The sequence below is a fragment of the Pedobacter sp. Bi126 genome (assembly GCF_918698245.1).
Classification (GTDB): Bacteria; Bacteroidota; Bacteroidia; order Sphingobacteriales; family Sphingobacteriaceae; genus Pedobacter.
Window position 1 is genome coordinate 68,921 of sequence record NZ_CAKKMS010000001.1, and the last position, 25,887, is coordinate 94,807.

18 protein-coding genes are annotated in these 25,887 nt (G+C 39.0%); 5 read left to right on the plus strand and 13 right to left on the minus strand.

The window, feature by feature from the left end:
* Window positions 1-430: 430 nt before the first annotated feature.
* Window positions 431-1,801: a YeiH family protein gene (locus LQ201_RS00215; protein WP_230144256.1), complete on the minus strand. Its 1,371-nt coding sequence runs from the start codon at window positions 1,799-1,801 to the stop codon at window positions 431-433.
* Window positions 1,802-2,114: 313 nt separating this feature from the next.
* On the opposite strand from LQ201_RS00215, the gene LQ201_RS00220 reads away from it, so the two are divergent.
* Entirely contained in the window at window positions 2,115-2,510 is a 396-nt protein-coding gene (locus LQ201_RS00220; RefSeq protein WP_230144255.1) for a DoxX family protein, read from the plus strand.
* 255 nt (window positions 2,511-2,765) lie between these two features.
* Here the strand turns inward: LQ201_RS00220 and LQ201_RS00225 are convergent, their stop codons facing one another.
* The 4 genes from LQ201_RS00225 to LQ201_RS00240 form a co-directional block, all read right to left on the minus strand.
* Window positions 2,766-2,939, minus strand: coding sequence for a hypothetical protein (locus tag LQ201_RS00225; protein ID WP_230144254.1), 174 nt, complete (start codon window positions 2,937-2,939; stop codon window positions 2,766-2,768).
* Between the two features lie 13 nt (window positions 2,940-2,952).
* Window positions 2,953-3,735, minus strand: a complete 783-nt coding sequence (locus LQ201_RS00230; RefSeq protein ID WP_230144253.1) for a thioredoxin family protein — start codon at window positions 3,733-3,735, stop codon at window positions 2,953-2,955.
* Window positions 3,736-3,945: 210 nt separating this feature from the next.
* A complete protein-coding gene (locus LQ201_RS00235) occupies window positions 3,946-4,707 on the minus strand; it encodes a LytTR family DNA-binding domain-containing protein (protein ID WP_230144252.1) in 762 nt (253 codons plus the stop codon).
* Window positions 4,688-5,707, minus strand: coding sequence for a sensor histidine kinase (locus tag LQ201_RS00240; RefSeq protein ID WP_230144251.1), 1,020 nt, complete (start codon window positions 5,705-5,707; stop codon window positions 4,688-4,690). Before LQ201_RS00240 ends, LQ201_RS00235 begins: the two co-directional genes overlap by 20 nt.
* Before the next feature lie 408 nt (window positions 5,708-6,115).
* Here LQ201_RS00240 and LQ201_RS00245 point away from each other — a divergent pair, with 408 nt between their 5' ends.
* Both LQ201_RS00245 and LQ201_RS00250 read left to right on the plus strand, forming a co-directional pair.
* Complete coding sequence (locus LQ201_RS00245) at window positions 6,116-7,165, plus strand: alpha/beta fold hydrolase (RefSeq protein ID WP_230144250.1); 1,050 nt, start codon at window positions 6,116-6,118, stop codon at window positions 7,163-7,165.
* 54 nt (window positions 7,166-7,219) lie between these two features.
* Window positions 7,220-7,678, plus strand: coding sequence for an organic hydroperoxide resistance protein (locus LQ201_RS00250; protein ID WP_230144249.1), 459 nt, complete (start codon window positions 7,220-7,222; stop codon window positions 7,676-7,678).
* 73 nt (window positions 7,679-7,751) lie between these two features.
* On the opposite strand, the gene LQ201_RS00255 is transcribed toward LQ201_RS00250, so the two are convergent.
* Entirely contained in the window at window positions 7,752-8,219 is a 468-nt protein-coding gene (locus LQ201_RS00255) for an Lrp/AsnC family transcriptional regulator (RefSeq protein WP_230144248.1), read from the minus strand.
* Between the two features lie 656 nt (window positions 8,220-8,875).
* Between LQ201_RS00255 and LQ201_RS00260 the strand changes: the two genes are divergently transcribed.
* On the plus strand, window positions 8,876-9,382 hold the full coding sequence (locus LQ201_RS00260; protein WP_230146580.1) for a hypothetical protein: 507 nt from the start codon (window positions 8,876-8,878) through the stop codon (window positions 9,380-9,382).
* Window positions 9,370-10,125 (plus strand): oxygenase MpaB family protein, encoded by a 756-nt coding sequence (locus LQ201_RS00265; RefSeq protein WP_230144246.1) that lies wholly within the window; start codon window positions 9,370-9,372, stop codon window positions 10,123-10,125. Before LQ201_RS00260 ends, LQ201_RS00265 begins: the two co-directional genes overlap by 13 nt.
* 421 nt (window positions 10,126-10,546) lie before the next feature.
* Here the strand turns inward: LQ201_RS00265 and LQ201_RS00270 are convergent, their stop codons facing one another.
* Genes LQ201_RS00270 through LQ201_RS00300 form a run of 7 tightly spaced genes read right to left on the minus strand, consistent with a single transcriptional unit; the run spans window position 10,547 to window position 25,842 of the window.
* A complete protein-coding gene (locus LQ201_RS00270; protein ID WP_230146581.1) occupies window positions 10,547-12,274 on the minus strand; it encodes a RagB/SusD family nutrient uptake outer membrane protein in 1,728 nt (575 codons plus the stop codon).
* 23 nt (window positions 12,275-12,297) lie between these two features.
* Window positions 12,298-15,531: a SusC/RagA family TonB-linked outer membrane protein gene (locus LQ201_RS00275; protein WP_230144244.1), complete on the minus strand. Its 3,234-nt coding sequence runs from the start codon at window positions 15,529-15,531 to the stop codon at window positions 12,298-12,300.
* Window positions 15,532-15,560: 29 nt separating this feature from the next.
* Window positions 15,561-16,994, minus strand: coding sequence for a fasciclin domain-containing protein (locus LQ201_RS00280; protein ID WP_230144243.1), 1,434 nt, complete (start codon window positions 16,992-16,994; stop codon window positions 15,561-15,563).
* Window positions 16,995-17,026: 32 nt separating this feature from the next.
* Window positions 17,027-18,844: a fasciclin domain-containing protein gene (locus tag LQ201_RS00285; protein ID WP_230144242.1), complete on the minus strand. Its 1,818-nt coding sequence runs from the start codon at window positions 18,842-18,844 to the stop codon at window positions 17,027-17,029.
* A 10-nt stretch (window positions 18,845-18,854) separates the two neighbouring features.
* Window positions 18,855-20,321: a RagB/SusD family nutrient uptake outer membrane protein gene (locus LQ201_RS00290; RefSeq protein WP_230144241.1), complete on the minus strand. Its 1,467-nt coding sequence runs from the start codon at window positions 20,319-20,321 to the stop codon at window positions 18,855-18,857.
* 10 nt (window positions 20,322-20,331) lie between these two features.
* Window positions 20,332-23,610 carry a SusC/RagA family TonB-linked outer membrane protein gene (locus LQ201_RS00295; protein ID WP_230144240.1) on the minus strand — a complete coding sequence of 1,093 codons (3,279 nt, stop codon included), beginning with the start codon at window positions 23,608-23,610 and terminating at the stop codon, window positions 20,332-20,334.
* A gap of 6 nt (window positions 23,611-23,616) precedes the next feature.
* Window positions 23,617-25,842, minus strand: coding sequence for a fasciclin domain-containing protein (locus LQ201_RS00300; RefSeq protein WP_230144239.1), 2,226 nt, complete (start codon window positions 25,840-25,842; stop codon window positions 23,617-23,619).
* Between the last annotated feature and the right edge of the window lie 45 nt (window positions 25,843-25,887).

The following is a 25,887-nucleotide window of genomic DNA, read 5'->3' on the forward strand; positions in this document are numbered from 1 at the left end:
TCATTAAGTTTTGTATCAGCAAAATCACAGATCCTGAAGAAAACGGAATAAATGGAAGTACAGAAATGACTAGCCCAGATACAAATGCTGTGCAAACTGCTGCATTGGCAAAATAATGAAATAAAAAAAGCGACAGTTATGTCGCTTTTTTTTTGCGGAAAGAAGTTATATCACTATTGCTGATTATTGACCGTGAGCCGAGTATTGTCAGTCTGAGAGTTAATTTATTGTATAAAATTCAAATATTACAGAGCTGTTTTTTTTTGTAGTTTTGGCTGCGAAGAATCGTCATTGCGAGAAGGCTTTTTCAGCCGACGAAGCAATCTTACAACGATCGCTACCAGCGTGCGCATTAAGATTGCTTCGTTCCTCGCAATGACGACCTTTCTATAGGAATCTGTGAATGATAGCGTAAAACCTAATTCTTCGTCTATTTAAAATCAGGTATAGGAAATAGATATCCGCCAAATAAAATATACGACCATAAGAGGGTCCAAAATATGTTAAATATTTGTGCTGTAACAAATGTAAATGCTGGTTTACCGCCCTGAAGTTTTACCAGTGATGAAAATTTAGCTTCCATACCGATTGAAATAAAAGCGATTGCAAACCACACTGTACGTAAGCCGTTTAAGGTTGGTCCAACACTTTTTGCGGTTGTGGGCGATAACAGAAAAGAAAACACCAAAGATGCTGCAACAAAACCCAGTACAAATTTCGGAAATCGCTCCCACACAATTTTCAACCCAGGGCGTTCTGCTTTGAAGGGTACACCATCTTCACCTTTAGGTTTTTTATAGGCCCACCATATAGCGATAAAAAAAGCAGCAACACCAATAAAAACATTTTGCGAAAACTTGGCTATAACACCTGCTTTAACGGCTATTGGTCCAACCAAATCGCCTGCAGCAGTTACGGTTGCCGTTGTATCTAAGGTACCACCCAGCCATGCCCCACCAATCACCTCAGGTATATGAAAATACTTTACTGCCCAAGGCAGAATAATCATCATCGGGATAGCCATAATCAATACCAAAGTAGTTACATAAGATAATTTACGTTTATCACCATTAATAGCTCCTGCAGCAACAATTGCTGCAGAAACACCACAAATAGATACGGCTGAGGCCAATATTACACCAAATTCATCATCTACTTTTAACTTGCGGCTTAACCACATCGAAAAAAACCAAACTACAGTAACAACAATAACGGCCTGTATTATACCCGGTAAACCCGCTTTGATCAGATCGGCCGATAAAATAGTGGTTCCTAATATTACCAAACCTGTCTTAATATAAAATTCAGACCGTACTGCTTCTTTTAGCCAAGATGGCAACTTGATCAGGTTGCCCAATGCGATACCGATAAGCAGCGCAAATACCACATATTCTAACCCAAAATAGGATACACTTTTATTGCCTCCGATAATAAAAGAAACGATAGCTAAAAAATAGATGAGCGCAAAACCGCCAGCAAACCGCGCAACACTGCCTCCAGATAAACCTATCGCTACCGAAGCTAAGGCCAGAAAAACTGCCCCCATTTCAATAATTAACAATAAGTTGGATGCTGATAATATTTTACCCAAAAGGTCTTCACTGGTTGCCCATTTAAATGCAGGTAAACTTATTACAGTACCATTGTTGGTTAAATAAAGTACTGTGGCAATGATAATCGTTCCTAATATAACAGCCCACCAATCTTCGGTGAGTGATTGTAAAAATGTTTTCTTATCCGGGCTTATCCCGGCATCTGTTAAGGCTCCAGTAGTATCGGCTGCGTGGTTTCGATTCGACATAGTTGATTAATTATGGTGTTAATTTGATTTCAATTCTAAAAATATCAGTGGATAACGATCAATAAACCGTAAACGAATACCCAATATCGAAACTAAAGTAAATATTCAGGAGGATTTTATCCGTAACAAATATCTGACTTTGATCTACACATTTATTAGTAGGCCTTTTTAAGTTAAAATGCATCACAAACTAGTGTTTAAAAACAAATTCATTCAATTGTCTAACTCAGGATTTAATTTGTCTGGTTCAGATCCATTCAACTGGTTTTTGGAATTTTTATGCAACATTTTTGGGCAACTTAAAAAAAATATTATGACACTTAAAACAACAAAAACCATTTATTGGATCGGCGCCTCACTAACTTCGTTATGGTTTGGTACCAGCGGAGTTTGTGAACTCACAAAAAACCCTATTGTTTGGGACATTACATTACAACTGGGCTATCCAGCGTACTTTATTTATGTACTTGGTGTTGCTAAATTAGCCGGAATTGTGGTTCTACTGATCCCCAACAGATCGTTAAGGTTAAAAGAATGGGTATTTGCAGGGATATTCTTTGATATCATTTTTGCATTCTGCTCAAAACTAATTGTGATCGGTCCGCTAGCCACTATTGATGCCATTATAGCCTTTGGTATCGTTACAATAACCTACCTGATGTTCCAAAAACTTTATCCTACCCACTATTCTAATTTAACTGCTATTTAAGGTTCGAATAGTTCTAATTAAATCAGTTTTAACATAAAGGGCGCTAGTAGCGCCTTTTTTATTGGTGAGAATTTTACCTGATACAGCGTCTGTAATCTATACAACAGCTAAATATCCAAGGCTTTGAATGCGTTGCTAATCTCTTTGTTTGATGCTAAAGCACAGTGCAAATTGTTTTTAAATAAAAAAGTCGCCAAATATATGGCGACCTCCTAACTAATAAACATTGCTTATGAATTTGCAACCAGATTTATGTTATACAACTGGCTCATTCTCCAGTCCTTTGTGTTTTTTCTTCCCGATGCTTTGCACCATTTCACATTGCTGTGGATTTTTTTCAAATGGAGGGCTAACCAGAAAAAGTGTCGACATTAAGGTTGCCAATCCAACTAATAAACTGTTGGTTGTGATATTTTGATGATTTTCCATGATGATATTATGATTAAAAAGTTGTTGATGCATTTACTGCTGAAATTGCGCCTGTTGTTTTATGCTGAACCATTCCGATTACTTCCCATTTTTCAGTACTGCTGCTTTTAGGAATATTTAATACTGCGGTTCCAGATTTTGCATCCTTTAAAGACAGTGTTAAGGTTTTTCTTACAATTTGGACGTGAAATAATTTAAGTCCTGCATTCTCCCCACGCTGTACATCGGTGTTGCCACCCTTTTGTACCAGTGCAAAAAGGAGATCGTCGCTAGCCTGAGTATCTTTGGTTTCGTAATTTATTTTCAGTACATCCCCATCCCTTTTCGTATCGAAGGCTAAACTGGCTGTATACTTTTTATTCAGAAGCTGTTTATTAATGGCATTTCTCACGTCGTTTTCATTAGATCCTATAAATTCCTGAGCGCCGTTAATAACCAATTGAGGGGTATAAACCTGTGCGTTTAACCAAGCACTATATTTTTTTTGCCTTTTTGTATTTTCCGGACTCCCAAAAACATCTTTCCAACCTAAATTATCAAAATAATCGACATGATATCCAAGTACATATACCGGTTTCCCATTAGATTCTTTCTCTATTTTGGCCAACAGTTCTTCTGCTGGCGGACAGCTCGAACATCCTTCAGACGTAAATAATTCCAAAACGGCAAAGCCTTTCCCATTAACGGGCTGCTCCACTTTTTTTTCTTGTGCAGTTCCTACCCAAATAAATGCGCTAAGTGCTATTACCGCCACAATGACCGCATTTACGATCGCTATTCTTTTTAGTGTTTTCATAATTTCTATTCTTTTTTATCAAAAATAAGCAGGTAGTATGCCTGAAATGAGGTGAAAAATAGCTGAACCGGACAAATTGGTGGAAGAGTTAGACAGGAAGCCGATAAATAAGACAAATTAGCTACGAGCACACCTTAAAGCAAAAAGGCCAGAAACGGATCAGTTTCTGGCCAAGCTTGTTACTAATAACAGATAAATATTGATTTTTCTTTACCTATCTTCCATCCAGGAAAGAAAAGCAGGTGTTTTTTCTTTATTAATCAGCAATTTATCCGGAGTTTCAATCACCAGTTTAACAAACAATTTTCTTAAGAAATAATGTTCTATTTCTTTAATGGCTTTAAAGTTCACTAAATATTGGCGGTTAACCCTGAAGAACTGTTTAGATGAGACCAATGTCGTAATCTGATCAAGAGATTGACTTAATGTAAACTCTTGTTTATCGAAGCACATAATGGTTGAAGCATCATTTCTGATGTAAAAGAAAGCAATATTCTCGGTTTGAACTGTGGTATATTTCTGGTTTTTAAACACTAAAAAGCTCTCTTTCCCGGCGGGGCTGCTCAATTTTGTCAATAAATTGCTTAAATCGGGAATTACTTTTTGCTGAAAAAAATTCTGAAGGCCGTCTACCTTTTGAAAGGCCTCCTGAATATCTGTTTTGGAAAATGGTTTTAACACATAATCTATTCCATTACGCTTAAAAGCTTCTAAGGAGTACTCATCGAAGGCCGTGCAAAACACAATGGGACTGTTTACTTTAACCTGTTTAAATATTTCAAAACATAATCCATCTGCCAATTGAATATCCATAAATATCAAATCGGGCTGTGGCTGTTCTAACAGCGCTTTTACCGATCCTTCGATGCTCTGGTACTGCCCTACTATTTTCACGTCGGGCCTTAGGCTCAAAATTATATTTTCGAGTGATTTAGCTGTTTTCAGCTCATCCTCAATGATGATGATGTTCATGAATTAATGGGAGTTTAATTTTAAAAATTTGGCCATCGTTAATAATCTCGATTGGCTTTTCGAGAAGATGCTGGTAGCGCAACGTGATATTTTTTAGTCCAACCCCCAACGAGTTGTTATCGGCGGTTTTTAAACGGATAGGGTTTTCCAAAACAATTTGTCCATTTTCGGCATACAAGCTGATGCGCAAAGGTTTATCCAGCGAAACTACATTATGCTTGATACAGTTTTCGATTAACAGCTGCAGCGTAAAGGGAGGAATTAAGGTGTGCAATATTTCTTCATTTAATGTGGAAGTAAAACTAAAACCACCATCAAACCTTGCCTGTTGTAAAAACAGGTACGCATTGAGTATTTCCATTTCTTCCGAAACGTGAATCAGGTCTAATTTACGGCTCTCGAGGGTATATCGATAAAAATTAGAAAGCTTAAGGATAAAATCGACAGCCTCTTCATCGCCGATTTCTACCATAGCCTTTAGTGTATTGAGGCTATTAAAAAGAAAATGAGGATTAACCTGCTGCTTCAGCAATTCGTACTGCGCGCCCAAACTATCGCTTTTGATTTTCTCCAATTCCATATTCACCTGTTGATTTTCGTAATTTTGTTGCAACAGATGAAGGAACATATAAAAAATTAAATTGATCAATATTCCCCTTACTTCAACCATCAACATCACCGGGCCGAAATTAATGTGCGAAAGGATCAATTGCTGAATCCATGCCAGGCAAAGCATAACAGCAATACCAATTAAAAGGCTTTTAAATAGCCTGGAGTAGGAAATCCACTGTTTGTTTGGCCTACTGCTCTTTCGCGATAGCATGTAAATATTCAAATACCACATCAACAAAGCAAATACCGAGGTAATACCAGCATTAACTGCCGCTTCGGCTGCATTAAAATGATGTTCTGCTATTTGCGGAACAGAAGATAAAACTCCAAGAAAAATGGAACTTACCCAGATAATGGCAGGCGAAATCTTTAAAGGGTTTTTGGTCATATCAGTTTTTAGCCAGGCTAATTAGGTGGGTTGGGATAATCAAAAATAATATTTTTTTAAATATGATGGCTGCACCACACGTATCTCTTCTTTTTTCCCTAAAGTAACCACGTAAATCTTATAATTAAGCAATTTTAAGCCTGAACCAGACAGATTCGGCGCTTAAGTAGACAATGCCAGGTTTAAATCAGCACAAGAATTGTGTTTTTATTTCGGTAGTATCCGTGTTTCGTTAAAGTAATTGGCAAAACGCATAAAAGATTATAGTCTTACTCAGGGCTAACAATGTATAAGTCAAAACCTATTTTGTCTATTTCATCCCGAAAAGGCTAATCTCCCCTTTCCATCCGCATTAATTTTGACATACTTAACGGAGCAAAATATTAATCGTCAACAAATTTTAGAACTATGGAAAATCAAAATAATTATAGCCGCCGACGCTTTTTAAGTGTAGCTGCTTTAACCGTGGCTGTTGCAGAACTTGGAGGGTTAAACCTTTTGAACGCCAAAGAAATTACAAGAAATAAAACCAGCAATAATAAAATCAATCGCAATGTATCCTTCGATAAGATAAAACAGATTCATGCCGGCGTGTTAAACATGGGTTATGTAGAGAGCGGACCTGCAGATGGCGAACCAGTTATACTGTTACATGGATGGCCTTATACAATTCACAGTTATACCGATGTGGCTGCGCTACTTTCTGCAGAAGGATATCGGGTAATCGTTCCGCACCTTCGTGGCCATGGGAGCACCCAGTTTCTTTCGGCAAAAACACCGAGAAATGGACAACAATCGGCTATTGCTGCAGATATTATTGCTTTGATGGATGCCTTAAGAATAGATAAAGCAGTAATTGGTGGCTTTGATTGGGGAGCAAGAACGGCCAATATTATGGCTGCCTTGTGGCCAGAACGTTGTAAAGCAATGGTTTCGGTAAGCGGATACCTCATTGGAAGCCAGGAGCTAAACCAAAAACCATTGTTACCAAAAGCTGAGTTATCATGGTGGTATCAGTTCTACTTTGCAACTGAACGTGGCCGTTTAGGATATGAAGCTAACCGAAAAGATTTTGCCAAACTGATCTGGCAAAGCGCTTCTCCAGAATGGAAATTTACTGATGCCGTTTTCGAAAAGTCGGGAGTTGAACTGGATAATCCAGATCATGTTGCCATTGTAATTCATAACTACAGGTGGAGATTGGGGCTGGCCGAAGGGGAAGTAAAATATGATAAATATGAAAAAATATTAGCCACATTCCCAGCCATAACGGTTCCAAGCATTACACTCGAAGGTGATGCAAATGGTGCACCGCATGGCAACCCAGATCATTATGCAGCTAAGTTTAAAGGCAAATATGTGCACTATACTCTAAGTGGAGGCATTGGCCATAATCTTCCTCAGGAAGCACCTAAGGCATTTGCAGATGCCATTATCCAGGCAGCAATGATGGGGTAAAAAAAACTAAATATTCTTCTAATAATTTTAACAATCACAATAAATTTAAAAAAAATGGAAAATCAAAATGTAATCGAATCAGCAAATACGTTAAATGTAGTAATCAACAAAGTGCTTTATACTGGAAAAGTTCATGTGAGCGGTGGCCGTGAGGGCTTTGCAAAAAGTAGCGATGGAGCGCTTAACACCGCACTATCATCTCCTGGCAGTACAGGAAAAGGGACCAACCCTGAGCAATTATTTGCCGCTGGCTGGGCTGCATGTTTTATTGGTGCAATGAAACACAATGCTCCCCAACTTAAAATCGTACTTCCAGCAGATGCTGCAATTGATGCAGAAGTTGATCTGGCTTTGGCCGATAGTGGTTTTAATCTTCAGGCAAGGTTAAATGTGGTTTTACCCGGGCTTACCTACGAAGAAGCAAAAACAGTGGTTGAAGCTGCTCACCAAACCTGTCCGTACTCTAAAGCTACCCGTGGTAACATCAATGTACAGATCAATGTAGCGATATAAGCTACTATAAACCAAAAAAGCACTCCAGATTAAAATTGGGGTGCTTTTTTGATTTATAAACTTTATGATCTTGCTATACGGGTAAAGCGGTTTCGCGTTTAGCCTGCGTAATTACAAGCGAGCTATTAAGGGTACCTATATTATCCAAACGGCCGAATTTATTGATTAGAAAATCGTTGTAAGCGACCATATTTTTTGCTACAACTTTTAACATAAAATCGAAGCCTCCGGTAGTATGGTAACACTCCAATACTTCATCGAGTTTGCTTACCTCCTGCTGAAATAACCGGAAGGCATTAACAGAATGATTGGTAAGCTGAACCTGTAGATAACATATCATACAGTTCTCGAATTTATTGGGATCAATCAATGCCACTACCGAAGAAATGAACCCTAAACGTTCTAAGCGTTTTACCCGTTCCTGAATGGGCGATTTTGACAAATGCAACATAGCGGCCAGTTCCTTATAGGTTAGCCTTGCATCCTTCTGTAATAGTGTTAAAATATCTTTATCTGTTTGGTCTGGGGTGTATAATTCCATTATAGTGGTTAGTCTATTTATTTCTTTTCTAGGCTCAGTTTATAATGAATACCCAAATATATCAATACTCTCTGTCAAAACGTTAAAGGGAGCACAAAAAAAAAGAACAAAATTTTGATAAAAAGTATAATTAAAACGACTAACAGAATTAAATTCCGAAAAAGCCTATTCTACAGGACATTTTCCGTATTTATCAGTCACCTTCGTTTTAATTGTCAATGCAACAGATATTTGTTTAACGAATGAAACAACTGTTAACAGCAGCGCGTTGATTTAGTTTAGTTAATGATAACAAGAGCGCCAGCGCGATGCTGGCGCTTTTGCTTTTAAATTATACTAGAATTCGATGCAAAGCCAAGGTAAATAATCGCCCTTTTCGCATTTTTAAGCCTGGCGGATCTCCATTTTCCAAGCCCAAAACAAGAGCCGAAAATATCCAGTCGCAAAAATCTTCCATATTTTTTTGGAATATTCAGTTTTTAGCTTTTACTTTGAAATACAAAGCACTTTACAAAACATAGAGATATGAATCAATTTAACCCATCAGGCTTGCTTGCTCCGCAATACTTTAGCACAAAGTTTCGTCCCCTGGATTTTATTGTATTATCAGCAGGATTACAATTACTTACAAATCACCATTATTTAGCCAGCAAGCAATGAATACGGAAGAAAAAAAATTAAGGCTACATTCCAAAATATACGTCTGCACAATCATTGTAGGATTGGCAATGAGCGGATTAACTGCTTTTCCGTTAGAAACCGAAATGGCTTATCTGGCTAAACATAGTACAATTTTACCAAGTAGCCTTCAAAACTGGATTGAATCGGTTTATCAGGCCCTTAAAGCGACCAACTTACGTTATTCATTTTTAAGTTATGGTACCGATTGGCTGGCGTTTGCACATATTATGTTGGCTGTGCTTTTTATCGGCCCATTAAAAGATCCGATCAAAAACAAATGGGTAATCGAATTTGGTATCATCTGTTGTATCTCGATTATTCCATTGGCCTTAATTGCCGGAAATATCCGCCACATCCCAGTATTTTGGCAAATGATAGATTGTTCTTTTGGCATCATTGGCGTTATCCCACTGATACTATGCCGCATCAACATCAAAAAAATTGAAATATTAGAAGAGCATTATGGATTATGGACTTTGTAAGCAAACATTCTATCGTAAGGAAAATATGGGGCAACACTGATGTTGTGCTTTTTATTTTTGCCGGTGCCGCAGCAGAATTTAGCCTGAATAAAGCTGTTGATTGGCTATATTTTACAGGCAAACTGCCTAAAGATCCATTAGGGAGATTGTTTTCTACTGTTGCCTATGCGCAAAAAATCGTATTTTCCACTTTAACTGAAGCTAACGCAGCGATAGATCAGATTACCATGATCCATCAGCATGTTGAAGCTGGAAGAAACGCTAAAATTCCAGATTGGGCCTATAGAGATGTATTATTTATGCTGATTGACTATTCAATCCGTGCTTTCGAGGTACTGGAAAGAAAACTCACTTTAACAGAAAAAGAAGAAATATTTACTACTTTCCATCGAGTTGGATGCCGCATGAAAATAAATGGACTTCCTGGTAGTTTTGCGGCCTGGCAAATGATGCATGAACAACAGCTACAGGAAAATTTAATTTACAGCTGTTTTTCTCATGATCTTTATGATCAGTACAAAAAACACCTGGGTGCGCTGAGGTATTTATTAATGCGAAAAATTCAAGCACTCATCGTTCCATTTAAAGTGAATGAATTGCTTAAACTGGGGGAAGGGAAACCCATTAAACCAATACTTACTTTATATAAAATAAGCAGGAAACTGAAGGTGAACAAACCGTTAAGAAACTTAATTCTTCCTGCAGCGTACAAGGCACAGATTTTGGGCCTCGAAGCTTTTTAAAAGGAATAAGAGATTGTATCCAAAAATATAGTTTTGTCATCCTGAGGGATAATTTATTTTATAAAAATCAATATAAACGACAAGAGGTTTTTATCCTATTGTTAGCTGCGAGAAATCGTCATTGCGAGAAGGCTTTTTCAGCCGACGAAGCAATCTTACAACGATCGCTACTAGCGTGCGCATTAAGATTATTCATTTTTGCAGTTGTTTTTAAAGGCATTCATGAGCTCGTTTCGTTCGGTTATCTTCGTTCCTCGCAATGACGACTTTTCTTAAGAGATCCGTCAATGGATAGCCTGTCGAAGGGCCTGTTAAGTAATTTTTGAGGTGTTTCGACAAGCTCTCCACAGGAGTCCTTTGGACAACATGACAGCATTTGAGGTGAAATTGCCATTATGATGCAACCTCCTATTATATTTTTCTATTTCCAATCAAACGGCAAATACCAGTTGGCCGGATCCATTAATTTTTGTCTGGCGAGGCTTGCATTAGGGTTGCCTGCTTTTAACAGTTTTTGGTAAATGCGATCTGCTAAAAAGGCCGGGTTGTTCTGTCTGCGGGCAATACGGACCAAATCAGGCCAGCGGTTACCTTCAAAAGCAAGCTCCAATGCGGCCTCATCAATTAATTTGCCTTCTAAGCCAATCATATCCGTCTGGTAGCTTACATCGATCGCATTTACAACTGCCCTACCTCTAATTCCACAATTACGGTACCAGGTACCTGAAACATCGTTATTTTTTCTGGCATCGAAATAATAAGGTGAGGTTTGTGGATAAGGGGTAATCATGGTGTTTAACTCCGCTACCGAAACCGGGGCCTGTGCTCCGGCAGTAATGGTACCTACGTAATACGTATTCCTGATCCCCGTATTTAACAATGCCCAGCCTAACTTGGTCTGTCCATCTCTATTGGCAGCTTCCGAAAAACGCAGGTGTAATAGTGATGCACGATAAATGCCCCATTTCCCACCGTTATCAGTTAATTTGGTAATTTCTTCGCCCATGGCCGAAGCATTGAACGATAATTTGCTCCTCGGATCGAAAGGAACACCGCTAGTGGTAACCTGGCTATTCCACAAGTCTTTTATAGCCTGCGAAGGTTTTATTTGATAGCTTTTAAACGGCGAACACAAATCAATCATTGGGTTTACAGGTTTAAAGGCGGTATTATAAGGCATGGCCCATAACCACTCGGTGCTCCATGGGCTCGAAGTGGTTGGCAAGGCAAAAATAGCACGCCAGCCAGCATCTAAACTATTGATTAAACTAGTAGGATCTTGCCCGCTTCTGCTAAACAGAACGGCTAAATTGGCATAAGCCACATCACCGGAGTTATTGATTTTGTAAAAGTTAAACCTAAAGTTATCATTCGCATTGCCATTTTCGGCGTTCATCAGCTTGGCATAATTTTCGGCTGCTTTAATATAATTGCCTTTCCATAAGTAAAGATCGCCCAACAGGAAAGCTTTTGATGCAAACAGTTTTTGGGTACTATTAGCATCAATGGTTACCAATAATGATGTGCCTGTTGGATAAGCATAAGCTTCCTTATATGGCAGGCTTTCGTTAAAAGCAATTAATTTATCCAACAGCTGATCAAACGGCGTTTTCGGATAATTGGCCAGGTTTTTTAAATCATCAACCGTTTCTATCGCATCAGTGATATAAGGCACGCTGCCATATTGAATACCTAAATGCAGGTAAATCCAGCTCCTCAACGTGGCAATATCTGAATAGCGTTTGTTGTAATCATCAACACTCATCCGGCGATCATCGACCATCATTTTAAAGTTTTTGAGCACATCGTTACAATTCACAATCACCTGATAATATGGTCTTGGATCAACATATTGATTGTTTTTTGTTTCGGTATGTGATGATAACTCCTGCAGATCAGTACTTGATCTGGAGGTAACATCCATTAAATCTCCACGCAGTTCGTTCTGCAGGATATACAGTTTTTCCAGGCCCAAAAATTGGCCGTAAATACCGATAACCGCCGCATCTGCATCTGACACTGTTTTAAAAGCATTTACACTATCCAATTTATCTTCGGTTGGTACGTCAAGCATTTTTTTGCAAGACCACGAACCTGCCGATAAAATACCCAACAGCAAAAGGGATGCAATTTTTTTATTTATGTTCATTTTCATGAGTATATCTTTCTTAATTATAATCCAACTCTAACACCTAGCTGAAACGACCTGAACTGGGGCTCAAGGGTGGTATCTACGCCCTGGCTAAATAAACTTCCGGAATTACTAAATTCCGGATCGTAGCCTAAATAATTGGTTACAGTAAACAGGTTATTAGCCGTAGCATAAATTTTTGCGTACTTAATGGCTTTCAGTTTTAAGGGTACATTATAGGTTACATTAACGGTTCGCAAACGTAAATAGGAGCCATCTTCTATCCAGCGGTCAGAAAAACGGGCATTCCCTACCGGATCGCCATAAGTAGCTTTTGGTACCGACGTAACTTGTCCATCACCTTTCCACCTGTTGCCAATATTTGGTGTTTGGTTGTAATAAGTACTTCCAGATTCTAGCTGTGCCCTGGTATAATTGTAAACATCGTTACCGCTAACAAAAGTGATTAAAGCATCTAAACTCCAGTTTTTGTAAGTGAAGGTATTGTTAAAGCTTCCAAATAAATTCGGATTAGGATTACCAATAACGGTGCGGTCTGCATCGTCAATAATCTTATCGCCATTGCTATCGGTAAACTTTACATCCCCCCCTGTAAATGGTACAAGTGCTCCCAAACTATTGCGGCTAGATAAACCTGAGGCAGCGGCCTCTGCATTGGTCGCAAAAACACCATTGGTTTTATAACCATAAAACTGATTGGCCGACTGCCCAACCTGGCTGATGTAAGCACCACCTGCATAACTGGTTATAACTGAATTTCCATCGGGTAAACTGGTAATTTTATTGGTTGATGTACCGATGGTTAAACCCGCATCCCATTTTAATTTTTCATTTAGAATCCGACCGTTTAAGGACAAATCTAAACCATTTGTCTGCATGCCACCATTGTTATTGATAAAAGAAGCAGTACCCGTAACAACACTCAGCAATTGATAGCTTAGCATATTTTTAGTGCTGTTTCTCCAATAATCTAAGCTGATGCTTAGACGCTCACTAAAAAAGGAGCCATCTATACCAGTATTAAACTTGTGTACGGTTTCCCATTGTAGATTGGGGTTAGCAAAATTGCCGGTTACGATACCCCTAATGCCCAATACATTTTGAGAGGTATAATATTTTCTGGCGGTATAATTCCCAACATCATCATTTCCAACTAAACCATAGCTCATTCTTAATTTCAGCAGGTCAACGCGGTGTAAATTGCGCATAAATTTCTCTGAAGAGATTACCCAGGCAGCACCAAGGGCGGGTAAAACGGCATAACGGCTTCCATTAATCCTCAAACCATCATCGAAGTTTAAGAAACCCTGACCGGCCTTTGCACCAAAGCGCGAAGAACCATCAACAGCCATTGAGAAATTAACCAGGTATTTATCGGCATAGCTATAATTGGCAGACAAGTAATTGTTCAGCGTACGCCATTTCCCAATATCACCGCCAAATGTTCTAAAAGCGGCATTACTATTCCCAATGCTGATCAACTCATCTGTTGCAGAATTAAAACCCAAAGCATAGTCCTGTTCGCTTTCGCTCTGCGAATAACGTGTACCTACAATTGCATGTAATTTACTATATGAGCCAAAAGATTGATCGTAGGTTAAACGCAGATCGTTAAACACATTAAAAAACCTTCCTACCTGTGTACCCAAACGGCTATCGCCTACATAATTGGAAAGCGTATCGTTGGTTACCCCTTTTCTTGGAATAAAAAGCGTTTCCTGTGTTTTATCGTAAGTTACACCACTTAGGTTAGATATTTTAAAGTTTTTGTTGAAAGTAAAATCGAAATTGATGTTTCCATAAAATCGATAAGCCTTTTTTAAATTTTGTCCTTTCTCAATTAAAGCTCTTGGATTACTTACCTGTAAAGTATCGTAATCCGCTAAATTTGGTGAAACTGCCCCAGTCGAATTTATTTCATTTCTGGCCATAAAAGGCGATTTAACCAAAGCTAGAAACAGTGGGTTGGTTACAGGAGCAACTCCCTGGTCTTTTAAACGCTGTTCGGTATAGGTAAAAGATAAACTGGTGCTTCCCTGCAGTTTTTTAGTCAGGTTTAAATCACTATTAAAGCGCGTACTGTATTTTAAATTATCAGTGCTATCAATTACGCCCCTATCCCTTGCATAAGCAGCGGAAAGTGCATACTTCGCAATATTATCGCCACCGGTTACCTTTAAAAAATAGTTCTGATCGAAACTGCTTTTTAATACTTCATTCTGCCAATTCGTTTCATTGTGGTATTTAAAATAATCGGGATTGGTTGGACTGTCGTTCATATAAGGTTTTGCGGCAATGGCACTATTGCTTAACCCCTGACTTTTTAAAATATCGGAAAGATATAACCTATAATCAGAAGCACCCATTACAGGTAAGTTTTTAGGCTTGAAATTGAAACCTGCGTAACCAGAAAAATCGATATTGGTAGCCAGATCGTGTGCACGGTTGGTGGTAATTAACACCACTCCATTTGCAGCTTTCACCCCATAAGTAGCTGCCAAAGCCGCATCTTTAATAATACTGATGTTTTCAATATCCCGAACATCGATAAATTGAAGTGGGTTGTTAACATGCCCCTTAATCAGCGAAGTACCGTAATTATTGGCATCGAAAATCATTCCATCAACCACATATAAAGGCTGATTTGTAGCATACAAAGAGTTAAACCCTCTGATGAGCACATCGGCACCTACACCAGGCGTTCCTGAGCGTCTGGTAACTTTAACCCCTGCTGCCCTGCCTTGAATGTAACTCATTACACTTTCAGAATTGCTGGCCCAGTTACCTTGCAAACTCACATTACTGATGGCAGGTATTGCGCGTGCCTGAGAAACCGTACCTATCGGCGTAACTACCTCGTTATAAACCGAGGCAAACGATAACGGGTAAAGTTTGGTTCTGATTTCCTTGTCTTTATAAACCGGGAGCACCTTGGTTTGGAAACCATTGCCCGAAATAATAATGCTGGCCTTGTAATCGGGTACGACTACAGTAAACCTTCCTTTTTCGTCGGTAATGGCGGCATTAAAACCAGTAACCGTGATATTAATGCCCACTAAAGGCTTATTGGTATTCCCATCGAGCACAACTCCCTTTATTTTTTCGCCCCTAACTGCGCGGGCCTTTACTTTTACGGTAGTGGTATCTGTTTCGGTTTTCATCGAATCTACTTCCTGTGCCTGGGCAGCTAAGCCAAACACCAGTAAGCAAAGCAATATGCCCCAAACTTTTTTTATCGTTGTAAAATTATACATAGTATTTTTTTTGAAAGCAAGATTCATAATTAAGGTAAAACTGGTTCGAAGCGTAGATAATCCAATATGAGCGTACTCACATTTACATTCGTACTGTTTGCAGCGGTTAACCTCACCTGAAAATTGCCAAACTGTGCTGGAGTGTATTCTCCTAAGTAGGTTTCGTTATAGGTTAAGGGATTTACCAGATGGGTATAAAACAAAGTATAACTTACTGTGGCGGGGTTAAAAAAGAAGTAACGCTGTGTAAATGCCGCCACCTGTGGGTCGCCAGGCAAACCAGAAATAGCCCTTGCGTAAACTTTATATTTTACCACAGGTAAATTGGCTTTGGTATAAAACACACCAAATTCGGCATATTTATGATCATAAACCTCGATATCGTTAAAGGTTTTCCCTAAATTATCGAGTTTTGTGCGGTATAAAAGCGTACGTGCAGCACTAATGGCTTGTGGTTTTTCACCTTCGATTTTAAATTCGGGTATTTTATCTTTTAAACGGAAGGGCAGTGCATTTACCACATGCACCATCCCGTTACTGGCCCTATACGAACGGATAATATTAGCCTTATTAACTGGCACTTTTACGCCTTGTAAAGAAATCAGTGTATCTGGCAACTTTTCAATCGGGTAAACACCTTTAACGGTTAAATCTTTTACCAAGAAGTAGGAAGCATTCAAATTCGGATTTACACTTGGATAATAGGTTGAAAGTTTTGCTGATTCGGCTGTAAAAGCGGCATCCTGTAGTATAAAATAAGTGTACTGCTGGCTTTCGTCTCTCAGATCGGCTACATTTACCCAGTAAGTATTTCTGGATATCATGGGTGGATTGGGGGCAAAAATTGGGTTTCCCAATGCATTATAACCAATAACAGTAGCATTTGCGGTATCGATAACGGTAATCGACAGATTATTAATATAGTTTTTTTGCAAAGCACCATCAGTACTGTTGAGCATATAATCCCAAATATTCTGTTTGGTTGGAACAGCCTGATCTACGGTATACAATACCCCATTTTTTACGAACTGGCCAGCAGCAGAAACAATGCCTTCTTCAAATTTAGTGCTGGTAAAAACACCAAATTTATTATTAAGCAGTTTCAACCTTGTGGTATCGCCCTCTTTGTTTAACGGGAAAGTAGATAATGCAATATGGTTGGCCACAAAATCTTTTAATTTTGCAGGATCCGAAACAATTGCTGCATCTAAACTGGCTAAAGCCTGATTGGTTGGTGCCCAAACCGTATAATTTTGCGCGCCTGCAAGCACCTTATCATAACCTGTAGTTTTAACATAACCGTTAAAAACACTAAGGTTAGCCTGGGCATCGAGCTTTTGTGCAAGATCTAAACTGTTATCTACATTGGTAAGCTCGTTATGCAGTTCCAGGTTATCTTTACAGGAATATAAAACTGCACTGATACTGAGCAGGGCAACATATATTATATATTTTCTAGTCATTATTTATATTATTAGTTCTATAGCTCAATTAGTTATGGGCGTTTATAAATCAGGCCCGACGGACTAAATCTTGGATAGTTCTGATCATCATCAATCGGAATAAAGTGAATCATATCCATATTCATAATTCCGGATCCATTACCACGTAGTGTAGTAAACCTAACCCAGTGTCTATCAGTCGTTTTGATATCGACTACACCAGCCAATTTCCCGACCATAACCGACCATTGGTTATTAACTGATATGGGCTGTATGCCTCTTACACCATCCTGATTAACGTCTGCAGTGGTAGCCATATAGCGTTTAAAGCCGTTGGTTAACATTAATCCATCTGCAGAAGGCAAGGCAGCATTGGCGGTAGGCACACCAGAACTACCTAATGTTTGGGCAAAATCGACCAAATTCGGCAATAATTGCTCTTGTGTTGTGCCCACATCTACCCCAACCTGCGTAAGCGGTCCGGAGACGTTGTAGGTATGACAGATCCAAACTTTGTATTTACCTTTTACCAGCATAGGGGTCCTGATTTCCATCCAGATAGAACGCGCGGTATTACTTGTGGTTGGGTTAAACTGAATTACATCCCTGTTGGCATAACTCCTCCCATCAGATGCACCAATTGGCGTTGAGGAAACAGCATAAACAGGACCAATTGTGTTTGACCGGTAAGCATCAAGCCTTATACCTGCTGTAATCAATTTTCCGTTTTGTAAAAGCTGAATAGTTTGTCCAGGGGCCCGCCAGGCTGCTAATAATTTTAATTCTGGCTGATCGCCTATATCGAAGAAAACACCCGTAGGCACCCTTGGTTTAATTTTGTAAAAACCTTTCGATTCATGTAAAACCCCATTCGAAGTAGTAACATTACTAAAAGTTCTGTTTACTTCTACTCCGGGTTCTATCACACCATTAAACTCATCATCATTTAATAAAATTTTGGTTCCCACTAATTTGGTGGTTACAATTTCACTAGGCACCAATGTTGCCAATGAAGGCGAAGAAACAATATCGGGTGTATAACTTGCTCCTGTTGAAATATGGTAAGCTACATACATCCACAAACTATCAGTATGGCTTTTCGGATTACCTGTTTTTGAAAGTTTGGCTTTTAAGGCCGCATAATTACTAAAACCAGCAGCTTGTATTGCCGAATCGGATTCGAGAATTACAGTTTGAAAACGACGTGTAGTATCAGGAATAACGGATTGCACATAATTCAACGAATCATAGAATCCGGTTTCTTTTAAGGCTTGCGTAAAAATACTATACCTGTTATTCGTTTCTATACTTGCTGCCAATGTTTTGGTTGATGGTATTAAAACATGATCGATAACATGGATAATACCATTCCCAACCCGAACATTCGACTGGGTAATGAGCGCCTGTTTGTTAATGATAAAACTACTTACACCATCTTTGAAAGTAACACCAGTTTGCAAATACTGACCATAAAGGGTGATCTGGGTTAACTTCCCGTCGGTGAATTTGCCTGTAGCAACGGTATCTGGCAAAACGTGGAAACGAACAACGTCTTTAAGTTCTGCGGCTGATAATTGGTCGACTGCTGTTTTATTTAAACTTTTCAACCAATCGTTAACCGCATTATTATCAGGAGTAAACATGGTGTATTTACCATATGCTGCTAAATAACCTTTTGTACCCGACCTTTCTAAGATTTGGGTAAACAGAGAAAATTTTTCTGGATTTTTCTCCAAAAATCCGGTAATGTTTACATCATCAGTAGTACTTAATGTTAAACTTTCTCTTTTACAGGCATTAATCACAAAGATTATAAATGCGCTGAGTATAACCAAATAGGTAATGTTGCGGATGTCTAATTTCACTTTCATATCACTTATTCTATTTAGTGTAAAATGGATTTTGTACGAGATTAGGATCTGTAAATAACTCACTTTGATAAATCGGCAAGTAATGGCTATTGGGATCTCTAAATTTAGTAATAGCCGATTGTTGAAGCGTAGGTGATACTGTTTTGGCTGCAAGATCTAACAAAATATCGATGCGACTATAGTTATTGCGTTTGGCGTGGCGTAAAAGATCGAACCATCTTTTGCCTTCAAAAGCAAATTCTCTGGCGCGTTCAGCCAAAATATAATCGCATAAAGCTTCAGTTTCTGACGGGTCTACAGTCACTTTCGTCGCATTTACAGCATTACGCCTTAATCTCAGTTCATCAACCAGCGCCAAAGCTTCTACACCGCCTCCGGTTAAGGCCAAAGCTTCGGCTTTAATCATCATGATATCTGAATAACGGTATGCCTGCCATTTTACGTAAGAAGGATTTTCCGTGCCATATTTTTGAATGGTAAAGGCTGCATTATAATAAGAGTCAGGTCTGATATCATAGTTATTATCCGGATCAACGTCATCTGGAATAAAGATTTCGGTACTCAAAAACGGGGAACCGATAAAACGTCGTCTGGGATTTACCAGTAAAGTATAAAACGGGTTTTCAATCGCCTGGTCAAATTCAAATATGGTTTCTATGGATGAACCTTTAAAAAACACATTATTGTACCAGCCCGAACCTGCACCAACCAGGGCAAATCTTTGCGAACTGATGATTTTATTACACTCGGTAATACAGTTCGGATAATCTTCCATCCATAGGTACACATCGGCTAACAAAGCATTTACGGTAAATTTGGTCACCCTACCCTTATCAAACCTTGTGCTACCATAAGTGGTAACCGCTCCTTGCTCTGCTTTTTTTAAGTCGGCAACAATTTGTTTTAAAATATCAGCCTGTTTTGTTTTGGGCAGATCCTGTAAATCGGTATCTTTTACAGTGGCAGTTAATTTTAAGGGTACATCTCTAAAGGTACGCAACAGGTAAAAATACATCAGGCTTCTTAGCGTAAGTGCTTCTGCCACATAACCGTTCAATGCTGCATCGGTAAAAGTGGGATCTGTAGCTTTAACGCCAGGCGCAAAATCGAGCACCGTATTGCAATAGTTAATGGTACGGTAAAAGGCTGCCCATCTTGCTGTTGTATTATCCTGGGTAATATTTACATTAATAATATCCGTTTCTTCTGTTGTAATACTAGGCCCGCCTGCAATCATATCTGCCCTAAGCTCACCGTACATAAACATGTACTCCAATAAAGATTTATCACCAATACCCGGAGGAGGCGCTAGTAATGAGGTATAACAACCAGAAACTGCTGCTAAAACATCTTCTTTCGTTTTCCAGAACTCTTGTCTGGTAATTCCATCTCTAGGTTTAAGATCGAGCCATTTGTTGCAAGAGCTGCTCATCACCAGCATCATTACCAAACAAGTGCTATATAAAATATTTTTCATCAGTTTTGAATTAAAAGTTAGCAGTTAAACCGAAAGTAATTGTCTTAATTGGCGGCGTGGTAGAATTATCTATCACTGTGTTAGACCCGTTTAACTTAATCGGCACCTCTGGGTCCTGACCAGTATATTTAGTAAATGTTAAGATATTCTGAACGGTAAGATTGGTGGTAAGCGACTTCATGCCCAATCTCTTCATAAAGGTTTTGCCAAAATCGTACTTTAACACCACCGAGCTCAATCTTAAAAATGATCCGTCTTCAATATAGCGGTCGGAGCCTAAAAAGTTATAACCTGTAGCGTACATGGCTCTTGGCATATCAGTAACATCGCCCTCTTTTTTCCACCGGCGCAATACCGCTGTACTTTGATTATTAAAACCGTACATATTGGTGGTGTTAATCTTAGTACCGTTAATAATATCGTATCCGGTACGGAAAGTGAAATTAAAACCTAAACGAAGGTTTCCGTTGATGGTTAGGTTAGATCCAAATCCCCCTGTTAGTTTCGGGTTACCATTACCCAGGTACACAATATCTTTATAATCGATGTTCCCATCATGGTTAATGTCTTCATACATGGCATCGCCCGGCTGGAAAACATAATCGATAGATGGATAAGCAAAACGCATATAAATTTTATCGCCGTTCGGCCCAACAATCTGGTTTCCACTCTCATCCAATGCAACAGTTGCGTTTTTATCAGGATATACACCTTTAAATTTGAAGCCATAAAACGACCCGAAAGGATTATTTTCCTGTACAAACACTTTGTACACATTGTTGCTGGTTACCCTACCTTTGTTTTCTCGAGGGTATAGCGGCGAAACCTCACGGATTACGTTTTCGTTGTGCGCGATATTGAAAGAAAGATCTAATCTTATCTTTTTCTTTTTGATCACGGTAGCATTCAGGTTTACTTCCCAGCCCTGATTATCCATAGTGCCCACGTTCATATCAACCCCTCCATAACCGTTATAACTTGCTACCTGTAAACCCGGATAAAACAGATCTGTTGTACGTTTACGGTATAAATCGAAATCGAGGTTTAAATTTTTAAAGAGGTTTAAGGTAATACCGAGGTTGGACTGTGTAACAGTTTCCCATCTTAAATCGGTTAATTCCATATTGGTAGAATATACCCCGGCATTATCCAGGTAACTAAAACCATAATTTTGGTAAATATTAAAATAAGAATAATCGTTACGCGGCACATTACCACTTTTACCGTAACTGGCCCTTAAACTAAAATCATCTACATATTTATTGGCCTTCTTCATAAAAGGTTCGCCAGATATCCGCCAACGGCCAGAAACTGAAGGAAAAATACCATATCGGTTAGCGGCACCGAACCTGGAATTACCGTCACCCCTGATGCTACCATTAATGATATAACGGTCTAAAAATTTGTATTGAACGTTAGCCAATAAGCCAACTGACCTGGTTTGTCCTAAAGACGATGATGCAGAACCTGTGTAATTGGTACGGCTATCAACAGAAGGATCGGATAAATACGATGATGCCGTATTGGTAGAAAACAAGTACTGCCCGGTTCTGCGGCTATCTTCACTATCGAAGCGTAAAAAACCTATGATATCGTGTCTGTCGTTCAGTTTAGGCGTATAAGCCAATGTCATACTGGTGTTCATGGTGAATGAATCGCCATCCGCATCTGAAGCCATATTGACTACCGATTCGGTATAAGGGCGGCCTGTTGCAATCTGTGGTAGGAAAGTTTTTACCTTGGTATTGTTAATATTTACCATAAAACTTCCATTTAAACGCAATACACTTGGCAAAATCTCGTACTGTAAACTAAATTTAGGTGTAATCCGTTCACCCAATTGATGATTACTGCCTGCAGCTGCCATAGCCAATGGATTAAAAGTTCCGCTTACCTTTTCCTTTTTATCGGAGTTGTAGATAAATAAGCCTTGAGCTGTTGCCGCAGGGCTAAAATAATTTGAAGTTAAATTCCCATATTCATCGTACTCGTAAATGCTCTGGTTAGGCATTTTGGTATAAGCTACATCTCTAACCGTCTGTGTAAAAAGTCCATTCTGATCGATGTGTGTGTACGAAATATCAGAACTGAACCTGATTTTGTTCGACACCATATAATCTAAATTCACCCTTGCCGAAACACGGTTTAAATCGGTGCCAATGGTAGTACCTGTTTGGTTAAAATAATTCACAGAAGCACGGTATCTGGCTTTTTCACCACCTCCAGAAATAGACAGGTTGTGATCTTGAAGGTAACCTACCCTCGTTATGGCTGACAGCCAATCGGTATTGTTGCTGTAATTATAGTAATTATAAGGATCGTTCGGATCATATTGAAATTGCTTTGCAAATTCTGAAGTGGAAAACTGACGGCCCGCATTATAATATTCTTCCAAAACGAGTGATGAATACTGATTGCCATCCAACATCGGGATCGGACTTGGCTGTTTAGAATACGAACCTTTAAAGTTATATGAAATAGCTGGCGGACCAATTGAACCTCTTTTTGTAGTAATAATCAATACACCATTTGCTGCTCTCGATCCCCAAACGGCTGTAGCCGCAGCATCTTTTAGCACACTAATTTCTTTAATATCAGATGGGGCAATATTTAATAACTGACCATAATTGTTCTCATCAGAGGTGGCAAAGTTAAAATCAGAAGGAATAGTAATATCATAAGGCATACCATCCAATACAATTAACGGATCGGTAGCACCATTAATGGAAGATGTACCGCGGATACGGATCTGCATCGGCGCGCCCGGATCGCCAGTACTGGCGGTAATGTCGACCCCTGCCATGCGGCCTTGCAAAGCCTGATCGATTGATGCCGATTGGAGGTCTTCGAGTTCTTTGGCATCAATGGTAACCGTAGCCGAAGTCTGATCGCGTTTATCGATCGTCATTCCACTTCCGTTGTTCGTTTTGGCTCTTGAAACAATCTGAACTTCATCCATCTGATTTTCAGAAGGTTCCAACTGGAAATTGATTACTGCTTTATCGATATTAACAGGTGCTGAAGACCTATAACCAATATATGAAACCGAGATCCTATAGGTTTTATCTGCTACAGGTAAAGAATAGTTTCCATCAATATCTGTCGAAACGCCTTTAATTACCCTTTTGTCTTTATCAACAATTACAACAGATGCACCAATAATGGGCTGCTTATCTTTTTTATCAATAACCTTACCCTTTACATAGTTAATTTGTTGTGCATAGGTTAGGGACGATACCAACAAACAGCATAGTAAAATAAAAAAACTATAATTATATCTTTTAGTCATCTCGGTTTAGAATTGATATTTTAAATAAGAATTGATTTGGTGAATCACCGTTCTGTTAGATAACACGTTGCTTTTATCGGTTGTACCCAGCAAAACATTCACAGAAGTATTGGTTACATCTCTTAGTGTGAGTGTATTAGTGGTATTGGTAAATACCGTAACCTTGGCTGCATCTCCCGAGTCATTTTTAAGCAAACTTTCAAAAGAACCAGTTTTCTGTCCGTCGCTTGCTACTGTACTTTTAATAATATGGTATTGGATAAATTTGGCCACCTTGCTAATATCTCCGGCGTCTGTTGGCGCATAATTTGGCGCTCCGCTGGCTAGTTTTGGTAATAATCCTGCGGTTACGGCAGCTTGTATAGCCGCATTTGTTGGAATGAAAACGGTGTAAGCGCTTCCATCGGTAACCCCTTGAATTGCGCCTGTAGCAGCTGTATAAAGCGTAACGTTATTTTTAAGGTATTGAAAGAAAGCATAATAAGGATCGGTTGTTAGTGTACCATATTTTTCGATATGCTTGCTTACCGGAAGTATAGTATACATCAGTACTTTGGCAGCATAGGCATCAGCTCCATTAACAGCTGTGGCAACCGAATCGATCTTAATGCTTTTATCGGCAACTGCGGGTAAATCTTCTGTACCAGCTGAAGAGAAAAAACCGTTGTTATATTTAATGTATTCACCACCCGAAGTTTCTAAAATACCAGCCGTTGTGGCAAAATTTGGTACGGCACGGTCGCCCAGTGGGATAATATGCGTTTGCAAGAGTCGTCTTAAGATATTGAGGTCGCCCCTAATTGGCGACGAAGGATAAAAGGGATCGTATGAAAACCCTAAACTTACCAGGGTAGCATCGGGAATTGGAATAACAATGTATTTTAATGAGGCCGTTTTAATCGGAATAGCATAACCCAATACATCAAGTGCCTGTTTCATGATGTAATAGGTAGGATCTAAATTTACCTTCCCATACACGGTTGAAAATACATTGGCATTTTGGGCAGCGTTTACGCCATAAAACAATCCATTACTTAAAAACTGCTTGTCTACAACGTTTGCAGGCGTAAGTTTAGTGGCTTCCCCCAAAAAGCTGTTAACCGTATTAAACTTGCTTGGCCATACCGTAGTTCTATATAAGTGGGAATTGATAAAATCTCTGATGATATCGGATCTTAAAGAAAATAGTTCGTTCAGCTGTGCTTTATAGTTTCCCGGCTGTAACCTGTTTTTTGCATAATATTTTAACAGCACTTTTGCATAGGCCTCAACCGCGTCATCAGTTGGTGCAAAAATGGTATACATGCCAATCTGTGCATCGTTGGCATCATCTTTCAGGTAATTTTCGTTATTAGGCGAAAAACCAAGCAATACGCTATAATTTTTAACGAAAACATTATCACTTTTACCCGTTAACACCTGATAACGGTGGGTAATATCAGTGTTCACATTATAGCTTACATATTTATCCAAAAGGGATTTGAAGGCACCATATTGCGCTTTAGCACCTATATACTGATCAATACTTTGTGGCGGGGTAAGCACTTTATCTACGATATGGATTACGCCATTTTCAGCTACTATATCTTGTTCGATAATTTTCCCAGGGCCAACATTTTTTCCGGTATACTCGGTATTGGGATAAAAATAATTATAGTCTAAAGCGCTAATGCCTGCAAAAGAGACGAAGGGGGCAAGGAAATAGGGCAGGTTTTTATTGTTAAAATCGGTTGGCAAATAAGTTCCGTTTCGGTTACCCGCAATTACCTTTATCGCTTTACCATCATTGTCTACGCCATCGTAAACAAAATCGTAATAAACGGTACGTCGCCTAAAACCAACATTTTTAACGAAACCTTTTGCCGTTAAATTATCGCTTAAACGTTCTACTTTCTCTCCATCATAGGTCATTGAATAACGTACAATTGCCGAAGCCAGCGTTGCATTTATCTCGGTTAAGTTGTTTTCGGTCATGTAGGTAGCAAAAGCTGCATCTGTTGGTGCAAAAACCGTCCACGAACCTGCTTTGCTTAAGGTTTCTTTATAGCCCGATTTATCTATACAATCTAAAAATCTGGTAAAATTCCCTTTGGCCTGAAGTTGTTGATAAATCGGATCGGCTAATGTTTCAGGACGGCCATAGAACTCATCAAATTCTTTTTTCCGGCAAGCGCTGAGAATGAATATAACCGCCAAATTAACGATTAAAAATTTTTGTAAAATTTTACTCATAGCAATTTCATTGGATAAACGGCCATTAAAATACTGGACAATAAA